Here is a 12920-nt window from a genome sequence, read left to right as displayed (position 1 = left end):
GACTCGCTTTTCAGAACGGCGGCCCGCTCACCGGCACAGCGGCTGGATCACCTCAGAACAGCGGCTGCTGCCCCGGGAACGGCGGCTCCTCCGGGTCGAACAGCCGCTCCGCCGGGGCCATCATGGGGGCGATCCGCCGCGACCCGGGGCACGAGATCAGCTCCAGGCTCGTACGACGGCCCGGCGGGTCGTGCCGGGCGAACCGGCCACCGACCACGGCGATCTCTCGCGTGCACACAGGACACGCACGGCGGGGCGAAGACATGCCACCAGTCTGACGCAGGTCTATAGGTGGGTATGCCGGGGCCTGCGCCTCCCTCACAGGTGGGCATGACGGGGGCCCAATTCCAGCCCGCCCGACTCCCTGCCGACGGCCGCCCGGCAAATACAAGCCCGTCCGGCGATTGAGGACAACGCCCCCGGCGTTCACCGGCACCAAACATCACCCACCCCCGCCCCGAGCCCGCACCCCCGCTCACCGAAGCGTCCACACGCCGGACGGGCGGGAGAAGGCGGCCCCGGTCCACCGCCCCGAACGACCGGAACGATCAGAACGCGTCCGTGGGCACGTAGGTCCCCCACACCTCCCGCAACGCATTGCAGACCTCCCCCACCGTCGCCCTGGCGCGCAGCGCCTCCCGCATCGGATACAGCACGTTGTCCGTGCCGGCCGCGGCCTTCTTCAGGTCGGTCAGCGCCGCGTCCACCGCGGCCCGGTCGCGGGCGGCGCGCAGCGTGGCCAGGCGGGCGGCCTGCTGGGCCTCGATGGCCGGGTCCACCCGCAGCGGCTCGTAGGGCTCCTCCTCGTCGAGCTGGAAGCGGTTGACGCCGACCACCACCCGCTCGCCGGCGTCGGTTTCCTGGGCGATGCGGTAGGCGTTGCGTTCGATCTCGTTCTTCTGGAAGCCCTGCTCGATGGCCGCCACCGCGCCGCCCAGGTCTTCGACCCGGCGCATCAAGTCCACGGCGGCGTCCTCGATCTGATCGGTCATCGACTCGATGACGTAGGACCCGGCGAAGGGGTCCACCGTGGCGGTCACGTCCGTCTCATACGCCAGCACCTGCTGGGTGCGCAGGGCCAGCCGGGCGGACTTGTCGGTGGGCAGCGCGATGGCCTCGTCGAAGGAGTTGGTGTGCAGGGACTGGGTGCCGCCCAGCACCGCGCCCAGCCCCTGTATGGCGACTCGGACGAGGTTGACCTCGGGCTGCTGGGCGGTGAGCTGGACCCCGGCGGTCTGGGTGTGGAAGCGCAGCATCAGCGACTTGGGGTTCTTGGCGCCGAACTCCTCGCGCATCACCTTCGCCCAGATCCGGCGGGCCGCGCGGAACTTGGCGACCTCCTCCAAGAGGGTGGTGCGGGCCACGAAGAAGAAGGACAGCCGGGGCGCGAAGTCGTCCACCTCCATCCCGGCGGCCACCGCGGTGCGCACGTACTCGATGCCGTTGGCCAGGGTGAAGGCGATCTCCTGGGCGGGCGAGGCGCCGGCCTCGGCCATGTGGTAGCCGGAGATGGAGATGGTGTTCCACCGGGGGATCTCCGCCCGGCAGTACTGGAAGATGTCGGCGATCAGCCGCAGCGAGGGCTTGGGCGGGAAGATGTAGGTGCCGCGCGCGATGTACTCCTTGAGCACGTCGTTTTGGATGGTGCCGGTCAGCTTGTCGGCCGGCACGCCCTGCTCCTCGCCCACCAGCTGGTACAGGAGCAGCAGCAGCGCCCCGGGCGCGTTGATGGTCATCGAGGTGGACACCTTGTCCAGCGGGATGCCGTCGAACAGCACCCGCATGTCCTCGATGGAGTCGATCGCCACCCCCACCTTGCCCACCTCCCCCGAGGCGATCGGGGCGTCCGAGTCGTGCCCCATCTGCGTGGGCAGATCAAAAGCGACCGACAGGCCCATCGTCCCGTTGGCGATCAGCTGCTGATAGCGGGCGTTGGACTCCGCCGCGGTCCCGAACCCCGCGTACTGCCGCATCGTCCACGGCCGCCCCGTGTACATCGTGGGGTACACACCCCGGGTGAAGGGATACGCGCCGGGCGCCCCCAGCTTCTCCGCCGGATCCCACTGCCCGAGCGCCTCCGGCCCGTACACCGGCTCGATGGGCAGTCCGGACTCCGTCTCGCGCGACATGGGTGTTACGCCTCCCGCTGTACCGCTTGCTACCGGTGGTTGGAACAGGTATCGCGACGGACTGTAGCGGCGGGCGTGCGCCCCGTGGAGGGGCGCGCGCTGGGACCTTGCTCACAGCGCCGTCACGGAGCGCTTACCCGGCGACGGAACGATTCGCACAGGCCGCCGCAGGTCCGGACCGTCCTGGACGGCATGGCGATTCACCCACAAGGGGGGCGATTGCACACTGAGTGACGATAGGTTCGTCGTTCCACGGCCGGGGGAATCATCACAGAAATCCCAGGGGTGCCAGGAAACGCCGGCGGTATCAGCGGTGAGCGCGCCGGGAACACCCGGGAGAGCGGCGGCGCAGGAGGTGGTTCCGCGTGCGGTGGAAGCGGCGGACACGGGCGGTGGCCTTCGGGTTGCTCGTCCTCACCGTGACGGCCGGCTGCCGGATCGATCCGAACGCGTCCGGCTGGACGCCCGGCGGAGCCTCCTCACCCGGCGGGCCCGGTGCCCCCGTCACCGGAGCCCCCGGCAACGGGACGGCCCCGGCCGGGCGGACGGCGGCGGGCACGGACCCCGGCGCCGCGACGCCCCCGCGCGAGCGCCAAGACGCGGCGGACAGCGTCGTCCTCGCCCCGGGCTCCCGCGGCGTGCGGGTGCGCGAGCTCCAGGCGCGGCTGGTCGAGCTGCGGATCCTGGACCGTTCCCCGACGGGCTACTTCGGCTCCGTCACCACGGAGGCGGTCATCAGCTTCCAGCGCCAGCAGGGCCTGCCCCGCACCGGCGCGGCCGGGCCCGCCACCTGGCGCACGCTGCGCACCCTCACCCAGCAGCCGACCCTCGGCCAGCTCTACCCCACGACGACCCGGCCGATCAGCACGCCGGACGCGCGGTGCCTGGTGGGGCGCGTGCTGTGCATCAGCAAGCGGAGCGACACCCTGGCGTGGATGATCGACGGCCAGGTGGTGTCCTCCATGGACGTGCGCTTCGGCTCGCAGTACGCCCCCACCCGCGAAGGCACCTTCACCGTCTTCCGCAAGAGCCGGCACCACGTCTCGACGATCTACCACACGCCCATGCCCTACGCGATGTTCTTCAGCGGCGGCCAGGCGGTGCACTACTCCACCGACTTCGCGGCCCGCGGCTACCGCGGCGCCTCGCACGGCTGCGTCAACGTACGGGACAAGTCGAAGATCGCGGCACTGTTCGCCGCGGTGCGACCGGGGGACAAGGTCGTCATCTACAAGTGACGACGGCCGTACTCGGGGGACACGGGTGGGAGTCCGGGCGCCCGGCTCAGGCGGGATGGGAGGGCGCGGGCAGGGCTGGGGGAACGTGCCCCGCCCGCGCCATCAACGCGCGGCACCGTAGGTACGGGGGGAACCCCGGCTTACCGCGCAGCCGATGACCAGTCGGCTTCATCCAGTACTGCGCCGGGGGACGAAAAAGTGTCACACCTCGTGCAGTGGCGCCCGTCCGGGCCGCTGATGGACGGCGGCCCGGCAACTTCAAGCCCGTCCGGCGATTGAGGACAACGCCCCCGGCGTTCACCGGTACCGAAGATCACCCACCACCCGCCCAAGAGCCCGTACCCGCGCTCGCCGGGTGTCCTCAAACGCCGGACGGGCTGGGAGTGGCGGGCTCGACCCCAAAACATCGCTGCGGCCGACTGCCGCCCGTCCCGACTCCTGTCACCGCGTCCTCAAACGCCGGACAGGCTGGGGATGGCGGGCTCGGCCCCGGGAGCACGGGGAGATGAGCCGCGGCTCGTCCCGGCTCCTGTCACGCGTCCTCAAACGCCGGACGGGCTGGAATTTGTGGCCGGACGGGCTGTAAGCGGCGGGCTCGCCCCCCACGTCAGGACACCGCACCAGAAACCACCGGCACCTCGCGCGCAAGCGTGAGCAGCGGCGCCGGCACCGCGCCCCGGGCGTGCTGGCGTCCACGCTCCTCACCCCGTCCATGGCCACCGCCATGCCCACGGCCGCCATGGTCACGACCACCGGCCCCATGCTCCCCCGGCCGGGGACCCGGCTGATCCCGTCCCCAGCCGGCGCCCTGGTCGTCCCGGCCGCCCACGTAGCCGGGCCGTCCCCACCCGGCCCCGTCCCGGCCGTGCTCCTTGCCCCCACCGGCATGGTCGGGCCGCGAGGCATGCGCCTCGTACTGACGGCAGAAGGCATGGATGCCCCGGGAGCCTGCCTCGCGTTCGAGGCGGCGCAGCAGTTCCCGGGCCATGGCCGACCTCCGGTCGGACTCGTACTCGCGGCAGAGGCCGCGCAGGAACCGCCGGCCTTCGCGGCCCGGCCCGTCCCCCTCCCGGCCCTTCTCGCCCTTGTCCTTGCCCTTGTCCTTGCCCCGGCCCTTGCCGTCCGGCGCCCCGTCCCCGGCGCCGTTCCGCCCGCCGTCCTTCCGGTCGTCGCCGTCGTCGCCGTCGGCTCCGTCGCCGCCGTCCTGCCCACCGGCACCGTTCCGCGCCGGGTCCTGCCCGTCGCCGTCGCGGTCGGTGGGCCCGCCGGTGGGGCCGGAGGGCTTGGTGGTGCCGGGCGCGGTCGGGGTGGGCTCGCCGGAGGGGGAGGCGTCGGCGGGGCGCTGTCCGTCGCCCGGCTGGTCGCCGTACGGGCCCGGGGTGCCGACCGCCGTGACGCTCGTCGCCGGTTCGGGGCTGCTCTGGAACGGGACGGTCAGCACGCCGGTGCCCGCGGCGACGGCGACGCCGCCGAGCGCGCAGGCCGCCAGCGCGACCGCGAGGCCGCGCCGGAACGGGCGGCCGAGCCGGGAGCCGAGGGTCGGTCTCGGAGGGCGCGCGGTGCGCACGGTGACCAGCGGCGGCTCCGGCGCGGCGGCCTCACCGACGGGGGTGCGCGCCCCCTCGGACGCGGCGCCGTGCGCCTGCCGGAAGGCGGCGACGGCGGCCTCCTCGCCCGGCAGCGGTCCGGGCCCGGCCGCCTCCGGCGACGCGGCGGCGCGCAGCAGCCCGACGAGTTCCGCCGCGCCCGCGTCCTGCGGGGACCCGACCGGCTCCCCGCGCAGCAACCGCTCGGCGGCGTCCTTGTCGAGCCAGTGGTACCGGTCGTCGGCCATCACATGTCCTTCAGCGTTCGTATGGCCGGTTCCGTCACACCCGGTACGTACGATTCGACCGGCTTGTTCCGGCGTCGGCGGCCCCGCAGGGGAACCTGCCCCACCGCGCCGCCGCCTTTCTCCGCTCCCGGTCCCGTTGCCGTTCCCGGTCCCGATACCGCTCCCGTTGCCGCTCCCGGTTGCGTTCCCGTGCCCATGCTCCGGGCGGGCGGCGCGGCCGGGAGGTCGCCGCGCGGTGCGCCGCCCTCCGGGCGGGGGCGCGCCGTCGGGTGGCCGTCGTCCGCGCGATGGGCGGACGCGGCGCCCTGGAGGCCCGGCGCGTTCCGCTCCGGCGCCCCGTCCTCGGGCTTCCCCTCCCGGCCGCCGTCGCCGCTCCCGTACCGGTCGCGGTCACCGGTGATCAGCTCGGCCAGCCGCCGCAGCCCCCGGTGTGCGGCGGTCCGCACCGCGCCGGGCCGCTTGCCGAGCACCCCGGCCGCGCTCTTCGCGTCCAGCCCGACGACCACCCGGAGCGCCACGGCCTCGGCCTGGTCCTGCGGGAGCCGGGCGAGGAGGCGGAAGGTGCGGTCGGTGCCGAGGGCCTCCAGGGCCGCGTCGGCGGTGTCGGCGTCGCCCGGTCTGTCGGTCAGCTCGGACTCGTCGCCTCCGGTGGCGGGCCGGCGCCCCCGCATCCGCACGTGGTCCAGGGCGCGGTTACGGGCTATCCGCGCGGTCCAGCCGCGGAAGCGGTCCGCGTCGCCGCTGAAGCGGTCGAGGTCGCGGGTGATTTGGAGCCAGGTCTCCGAGGCGACGTCCTCGGCTTCCGCTTCCCCCACCAGGGTCCGGACATATCCGAGCAAACGGGGATGTATTGCACGGTAGACCGTACGAAAGGCCGCCTCGTCGCCGTTCTGCGCCGCCTGTATGGCGACCGTCAGCCGGTCGTCGTCCGGCTGAATGTCGTCCCCTCGCACGGGTCCATCCTGTCGCACGCGGAAAGTCCGCCCACCCGGCCCCGGGGCTTCCTCGCCGCCGTCGCCGCCCGCCGCCGGAGCCCCGGTGCGCCCGGCGGCTCGACTGTTCCCGCAGACCGTAACCCGGTCCGTCCGGCCCGCCGTAACCCGGCCCACCCCCCTCGTACGCACCCGGCGCGGAGCCCGCACGGTACGGGCGGCGCCCCACCTGCGTCCAGAGTCACGGGCGGCCCGGGAACCACGGACGGGCACAGGGGTGGCGGGGCGCGTCGGGCTCCGGGCCGCGCGGGCGCGCGCCCGCGCCGACCGGCTGTGACGCTTTCGGGCCCGGTGGCGCTGTTATGGATGGGGACCCGGTGACGGGTCCCTGGCGAACGGCGGCCGGGGTCTCTCCTGTGGGGGGTGGCGACCCCGGCCGTCCTTGTGTGCGGCCGTCCTTATGTGTGCGGCCGTGCGTCGTGGGAGCGGTCCTCGTGCCGTCCCCGAACGGGGTCCCCGTCCCCGTCCGCTAACGAGGTCCCCTTCCGCTCACGAGACTCCGTCCGCTGACGAGGCTCCGTCCCCGTCCGCGAGACGGAACCCTCACACCCGATCGGCCAGCTTCCGGAACTCCTGCCAGGACAAACCGGGCCGACGCGGATCCCAGGTCTTCTGGGCCAGGGCCCGCAGCGGCATCCGGATGCCCTGGGCGACCTGCTGGGCCGTCTGGGCTCCGGCCCGGTCGCCCCACACCGCGAACCGCGCGCCCAGCACCCGGTCCGGCCCGGTGCCCGACACCGCCGTGGTCCCGCGCAGGACCGCCGGGGTCCACGACCGGTAGATGCGCTCGCCGGTCGGGTAGCGGAACTCGTTGGGCTCGCCGAGGACGTAGTAGAGGTACTCGTCGTTGAGGTTCACCATCCGGTGGCCCGCCTTCAGGTACTCGGCGGGCCGGCGGGCGCCGATCTCCTTGCCGGTCCAGTAGGCGACGGTGCGCTCGGCGTCCGGGGCGACCTTGCCGCCGCGGAAGTAGCCGTCGTTCCATGCCTCGATGGCCCGCGCGCCGGCGTCCTTGAGCGTTCGGCCGCGGTCGTTGAGCCAGCCGGTGGCCAGGTCCTGGATGGTGGCCCCGGACCCGTACTTCTCCCGGGCCGCCTTGGCGAGCTGCGGGTACGAGGCGCTCGGTGAGCTCGCCATCAGGGCGCGGTACTCGTCGCCGCCCAGGTGCCAGTGACCGCTGGGGAACAGCGGTGCGAACTCGCGCAGCAGGTCGTCGACGAGCCGGGCGGCGCCCGGTCGGGAGATGTCCAGCGCGCCGCGGGCCGTCCGGCCGCGGACGTCCTTCAGCTCCAGGTCGGGGTGGGCACGCAGGGCCGCGCCGAGGTGGCCGGGGGAGTCGAGCTCCGGGATCACCTCGACGTGCAGGCTCTGCCCGAGCTGGACCAGGTGACGCACCTGGTCCTTGGTGAGGTGGTCGCGGGAGACGATCTCGGGGTGCCGCTCGCTCTCGATGCGGAAGCCCTGGTCGTCGGAGAAGTGCAGCTGGAGCTGGTTCATCTTGAGGCCGGCGAGGTCGCGGATGCGGTCCTCGATCCATCCGGCGTCGAAGTGCTTGCGGGCGATGTCGAGCGACAGGCCGCGCTGCGCCCGGTCGGGGCGGTCCTCGATGGTGCCCTCCGGGACGCCGCCGGAGGCCCGTACGGACTGGACGATCGTGCGGGTGCCGTTGAAGAGGCCGGTGTCGGTGGGGGCCGTGAGGGTCAGGCGGGTGTCGCGGGCGGTGAGGGTGTAGCGCTCGTGCGCGGTGTCGCCGGCGTCCGGGCCCGAGGGGGCGCTGGCCTGGCGGGGGCCGTCGGCGCCGTCGCCGGGCCCCGGCGCGCGGGCCGCGTCGCGCGAAGCGCTCTCGTCGGTTCGCCCCTTCTCGTCGGCGCGCCCTTTCTCGTCGGGACGATTCTCCTGGTCGAGACGATCCGCCTGGTCGAGACGATCCGCTTTGTCGGGACGATTCTCCTCGTCGAGACGATCCGCCCCGTCGGAACGATCCACCTCGTCGGAACGATTCCCCGCGTCGGACGAGACCACCTCGCCCGAGTCGGCAGGAGCGCCCGTCCCCCTCCCGTCCCCCTCCCCCGCTCCCGGCGCCCGCCGCCCGTCCGCGTCCCCACCCCGGTCGTCCGCCCCACCCGCCAGCCGCAGTTCCACATCCCCGGGCCGTACGGGTTCGCCGCCCCACACCGTCCGCAGGCCGCCCAGGTCGCGGGCGAGGAGGCGGGCCTCGTCGGCGATCGGGCTGCGTTCGCCGGCGGGCACGACGACGCGGGCGTCCTTGGTCGGCCGCCAGCCCCGGCCGTCGGCCGGGCGGAACTCGCGTACGGCGGGGATGGTGCGCGGCGGTCCGCTCACCCGGGCCCAGGTCGGCGTGGGGGCGGTGGAGGACGTGGGGGCGCGGCTGCTTCCGGAGGAGGCCGGGCTACCGCCCGAGCCGCCCGATCCGGAGCCCCCCGAGCCCCCCGAGCAGGCCGCGAGCGCGGCGACCACGGCGACCGTTCCCGCTGTCGCCCGTACCGCGGGCCGCGCCCGCGCCACCGGCCGCCGGGGCCACGCGCAGGGCCGTCCGGCCCCTGCCCCGGGCGGCGCGGGGCGTGCCACGCTGCCCGCGTACGCCCCTCCGTCCGTCGTTCGCGCGCCGGCCCGCGCCGACGGCCACGTCCAGGACCGCTTCCGCCTCCGCATGCCCATATGCGCAAAACCTCCCTATACAGGACGAAGTATTGCCGGAGGTCTGATCCTCCCTCCCCTCACACACGCGAAAGTCCCCTTATTCCAGCCAAATTCCCCACATCTGCCGCCCCAGCCGCCCCCGTCCCCGCCTCGTCCCGCCGTCGCCCCGCCCTCGCTCCGTCACCGCCCCGGCACACACCGAATCCCCCCGCCCACCTCACCCTTTATGTGCCGGAATCAGGCGTTACCGCCGTGTGTGATAGCCCTTACGTGCCTGTTTGATCACACCTAAGGGCCCCGAAGGGAGGAACCGACAACACGTCGCTACGATGGCCAGGGCCGGTGGACCGTACCCGGCCGGGCCCGACCGACAGTGAAGCCGGCAGGCCCCAATCCCCGCTCCCGGAGGGTTTTTCCGTGCCGGCTGGAACGCTGTACCGCGGCCGGGAAGGCATGTGGTCCTGGGTGGCTCACCGAGTCACCGGCGTCCTCATTTTCTTCTTCCTGTTCGTGCACGTCCTGGACACCGCTCTCGTCCGCGTCTCCCCCGAGGCCTACGACGACGTCGTCTCCACGTACAAGACGCCCCTGGTCAACGTGATGGAGTACGGCCTCGTCGCCGCCATCCTCTTCCACGCTCTCAACGGCCTCCGCGTCATCGCCGTGGACTTCTGGGCCAAGGGCCCGAAGTACCAGAAGCAGATGCTGTGGACCGTTGTCGGCGTCTGGGTCGTCCTGATGGCCGGCGCCTTCTACCCCGTGCTGCAGCACACGCTGCGCACGATCTTCGGGAGCTGATGACGCGAGATGTCTGCCGAGACGACTCCTGCCACCGCCGACGCCGTGACGCTGTACGACGTGGACAACCCGGCTCCCGTGATCGAGCCGCCCCGCAAGCGCACGAAGAAGACGCCGAAGTCGACCCGCACGAACTTCGAGATGTACGGCTGGCTGTTCATGCGCCTGTCCGGCATCGTGCTGGTCGTCCTGGTCCTGGGCCACCTGCTGATCCAGCTCGTGCTGGACGGCGGCGTGTCCAAGGTCGGCTTCGCCTTCGTGGCCGGCCGCTGGGCCTCGCCGTTCTGGCAGGTCTGGGACCTGACCATGCTGTGGCTGGCGATGCTGCACGGCGCCAACGGCCTGCGCACCGTCATCAACGACTACGCGCAGCGCGACCGGACCCGGTTCTGGCTGAAGATGCTGCTCTACACCGCCACGGTGTTCACCGTCCTCCTGGGCACGCTGGTGATCTTCACCTTCGACCCGAACATCCGCTAGGCCACGGGGCTGAGGTAATCCACCCATGAAGATCCACAAGTACGACACGGTCATCGTCGGTGCCGGTGGCGCGGGCATGCGCGCCGCCATCGAGGCCACCAAGCGCAGCCGCACCGCCGTGCTCACCAAGCTCTACCCCACCCGCTCCCACACCGGCGCGGCGCAGGGCGGCATGGCCGCCGCGCTCGCCAACGTGGAGGAGGACAACTGGGAGTGGCACACCTTCGACACGATCAAGGGCGGTGACTACCTGGTCGACCAGGACGCCGCCGAGATCCTCGCGAAGGAGGCCATCGACTCCGTCCTCGACCTGGAGAAGATGGGCCTGCCGTTCAACCGCACCCCGGACGGCACCATCGACCAGCGCCGCTTCGGCGGCCACAGCCGCAACCACGGCGAGGCCCCGGTCCGCCGGTCCTGCTACGCCTCGGACCGCACCGGCCACATGATCCTCCAGACGCTGTACCAAAACTGCGTCAAGGAGGGCGTGGAGTTCTTCAACGAGTTCTACGTCCTGGACCTGCTGCTCAACGAGGTCGACGGGGTCAAGAAGGCCTCCGGCGTCATCGCCTACGAGCTGGCCACCGGCGAGATCCACGTCTTCCAGGCGAAGGCGATCATCTTCGCGTCCGGCGGCACCGGCAAGTTCTTCAAGGTGACCTCCAACGCGCACACCCTCACCGGTGACGGCCAGGCCGCGGCCTGGCGGCGCGGACTGCCGCTGGAGGACATGGAGTTCTTCCAGTTCCACCCGACCGGCATCTGGCGGATGGGCATCCTCCTGACCGAGGGCGCGCGCGGCGAGGGCGGCATCCTGCGCAACAAGGACGGCGAGCGCTTCATGGAGAAGTACGCGCCCGTCATGAAGGACCTCGCCTCGCGTGACGTCGTCTCGCGCTCCATCTACACGGAGATCCGCGAGGGCCGCGGCTGCGGCCCCGACGGCGACCACGTCTACCTGGACCTCACCCACCTGCCGCCGGAGCAGCTGGACGCCAAGTTGCCGGACATCACCGAGTTCGCGCGCACCTACCTGGGCATCGAGCCGTACACCGACCCGATCCCGATCCAGCCGACCGCGCACTACGCCATGGGCGGCATCCCGACCAACGTCGAGGGCGAGGTGCTGGCCGACAACACCACCGTCGTGCCGGGCCTGTACGCCGCCGGCGAGGTCGCCTGCGTGTCCGTGCACGGCGCCAACCGCCTGGGCACCAACTCGCTGCTGGACATCAACGTCTTCGGTCGCCGCGCCGGCATCGCCGCCGCGAAGTACGCGGCCGAGAACGACTTCGTCGAGCTCCCCGAGGACCCCGAGCAGTTCGTCACCGAGCAGGTGGAGCGGCTGCGCACCTCCACCGGCGGTGAGCGGGTCACCGAGATCCGCAAGGAGCTGCAGGAGTGCATGGACGCCAACGTGATGGTGTTCCGCACCGAGCAGACGATCAAGACGGCCGTCGAGAAGATCGGCGAGCTGCGCGAGCGGTACAAGAACGTCGCCATCCAGGACAAGGGCAAGCGGTTCAACACCGACCTGCTGGAGGCCATCGAGCTGGGCAACCTGCTCGACCTGGCCGAGGTCATGGCCGTCTCCGCGCTCGCCCGCAAGGAGTCCCGCGGCGGTCACTACCGCGAGGACTACCCGAACCGCGACGACGTCAACTTCATGCGGCACACCATGGCGTACCGCGAGGTGGGCGCCGACGGCAAGGAGTCGATCCGCCTCGACTACAAGCCGGTCGTGCAGACCCGCTACCAGCCGATGGAGCGTAAGTACTGATGAGCACCCCGACTCTCGAAAAGCACTCGGCGGCGCTGGACGCGGCCGAGAGCGGCGCCTCGCACACGATCAAGGTCACCTTCCGCATCCGCCGGTTCAACCCGGAGGTCGCGGAGGAGGCGAGCTGGCAGGACTTCCAGCTCGACATGGACCCCAAGGAGCGGGTGCTCGACGCTCTCCACAAGATCAAGTGGGAGCAGGACGGCACGCTGACCTTCCGGCGTTCCTGCGCGCACGGCATCTGCGGCTCCGACGCGATGCGCATCAACGGCAAGAACCGCCTCGCGTGCAAGACGCTGATCAAGGACATCAACCCGGACAAGCCCATCACGGTCGAGGCGATCAAGGGCCTGACGGTCCTGAAGGACCTCGTCGTGGACATGGAGCCGTTCTTCCAGGCCTACCGCGACGTGATGCCCTTCCTCATCACGACCGGCAACGAGCCCACCCGCGAGCGCCGGCAGTCCGCCGAGGACCGCGAGCGCTTCGACGACACCACCAAGTGCATCCTGTGCGCCGCGTGCACCTCCTCGTGCCCGGTGTTCTGGAACGACGGCCAGTACTTCGGCCCGGCGGCGATCGTCAACGCGCACCGCTTCATCTTCGACTCGCGCGACGAGGGCGGCGAGCAGCGCCTGGAGATCCTGAACGACAAGGACGGCGTCTGGCGCTGCCGCACGACCTTCAACTGCACGGACGCCTGCCCGCGCGGCATCGAGGTCACCAAGGCCATCCAGGAGGTCAAGCGGGCGCTGATCACTCGGCGCTTCTGATCTGGGCTGGGCTGATCTGGTCTGCTCTGGGCTGGGCTGATCTGGGCTGGTCTGATCTGACCTGCGAGGGCGTCGGCTTGCGGCCGGTCGCTTGCTTCGAGGCCGCGTGCTCCGAGCCCCGTGCTCCAAGCCCCGTCTCCCGCGCTTTGGCGCGGGGGGCGGGGCTTTTGGCGTGCTTGGGCGCGGGGGTGGGCGGGGCTTTGGGGGTGGATCGGCGTAGGAGCGGGGCTTTGGG

The 12920-nt window shown here is 72.1% G+C and carries 10 protein-coding genes; 5 read left to right on the top strand and 5 right to left on the bottom strand.

The window, feature by feature from the left end; genetic code table 11:
• Positions 1-52: 52 nt before the first annotated feature.
• Both ABZX96_RS04820 and ABZX96_RS04815 read right to left on the bottom strand, forming a co-directional pair.
• Positions 53-265, bottom strand: coding sequence for a hypothetical protein (locus tag ABZX96_RS04820; RefSeq protein WP_355537842.1), 213 nt, complete (start codon positions 263-265; stop codon positions 53-55).
• Between the two features lie 283 nt (positions 266-548).
• Positions 549-2129, bottom strand: coding sequence for a methylmalonyl-CoA mutase family protein (locus tag ABZX96_RS04815; protein WP_355537839.1), 1581 nt, complete (start codon positions 2127-2129; stop codon positions 549-551).
• A gap of 365 nt (positions 2130-2494) precedes the next feature.
• On the opposite strand from ABZX96_RS04815, the gene ABZX96_RS04810 reads away from it, so the two are divergent.
• The gene (locus tag ABZX96_RS04810) at positions 2495-3367 is read left to right on the top strand and encodes a L,D-transpeptidase family protein (protein ID WP_355537836.1); all 873 of its coding nucleotides are present in this window, start codon (positions 2495-2497) and stop codon (positions 3365-3367) included.
• A 607-nt stretch (positions 3368-3974) separates the two neighbouring features.
• On the opposite strand, the gene ABZX96_RS04805 is transcribed toward ABZX96_RS04810, so the two are convergent.
• The 3 genes from ABZX96_RS04805 to ABZX96_RS04795 form a co-directional block, all read right to left on the bottom strand.
• On the bottom strand, positions 3975-5201 hold the full coding sequence (locus ABZX96_RS04805; RefSeq protein ID WP_355537833.1) for a hypothetical protein: 1227 nt from the start codon (positions 5199-5201) through the stop codon (positions 3975-3977).
• Positions 5201-6139 carry a sigma-70 family RNA polymerase sigma factor gene (locus ABZX96_RS04800; protein WP_355538047.1) on the bottom strand — a complete coding sequence of 313 codons (939 nt, stop codon included), beginning with the start codon at positions 6137-6139 and terminating at the stop codon, positions 5201-5203. Before ABZX96_RS04800 ends, ABZX96_RS04805 begins: the two co-directional genes overlap by 1 nt.
• A gap of 597 nt (positions 6140-6736) precedes the next feature.
• Positions 6737-8536 (bottom strand): family 20 glycosylhydrolase, encoded by a 1800-nt coding sequence (locus tag ABZX96_RS04795; RefSeq protein WP_355537830.1) that lies wholly within the window; start codon positions 8534-8536, stop codon positions 6737-6739.
• Between the two features lie 735 nt (positions 8537-9271).
• Here ABZX96_RS04795 and sdhC point away from each other — a divergent pair.
• Genes sdhC through ABZX96_RS04775 form a run of 4 tightly spaced genes read left to right on the top strand, consistent with a single transcriptional unit; the run spans position 9272 to position 12685 of the window.
• Positions 9272-9652, top strand: a complete 381-nt coding sequence (gene sdhC, locus ABZX96_RS04790) for a succinate dehydrogenase, cytochrome b556 subunit (RefSeq protein WP_355537827.1) — start codon at positions 9272-9274, stop codon at positions 9650-9652.
• Between the two features lie 9 nt (positions 9653-9661).
• Positions 9662-10132, top strand: coding sequence for a succinate dehydrogenase hydrophobic membrane anchor subunit (locus ABZX96_RS04785; protein WP_355537824.1), 471 nt, complete (start codon positions 9662-9664; stop codon positions 10130-10132).
• A gap of 25 nt (positions 10133-10157) precedes the next feature.
• Positions 10158-11912, top strand: a complete 1755-nt coding sequence (sdhA, locus tag ABZX96_RS04780) for a succinate dehydrogenase flavoprotein subunit (RefSeq protein WP_355537821.1) — start codon at positions 10158-10160, stop codon at positions 11910-11912.
• Positions 11912-12685 carry a succinate dehydrogenase iron-sulfur subunit gene (locus ABZX96_RS04775; RefSeq protein WP_355537818.1) on the top strand — a complete coding sequence of 258 codons (774 nt, stop codon included), beginning with the start codon at positions 11912-11914 and terminating at the stop codon, positions 12683-12685. Before sdhA ends, ABZX96_RS04775 begins: the two co-directional genes overlap by 1 nt.
• Positions 12686-12920 lie beyond the last annotated feature (235 nt).

The organism is Streptomyces sp. NPDC003077, assembly GCF_040611095.1.
Classification (GTDB): Bacteria; Actinomycetota; Actinomycetes; order Streptomycetales; family Streptomycetaceae; genus Streptomyces.
Note: the sequence above shows the minus strand (reverse complement) of the source record. Positions and strands in the feature narration are given on the sequence as shown.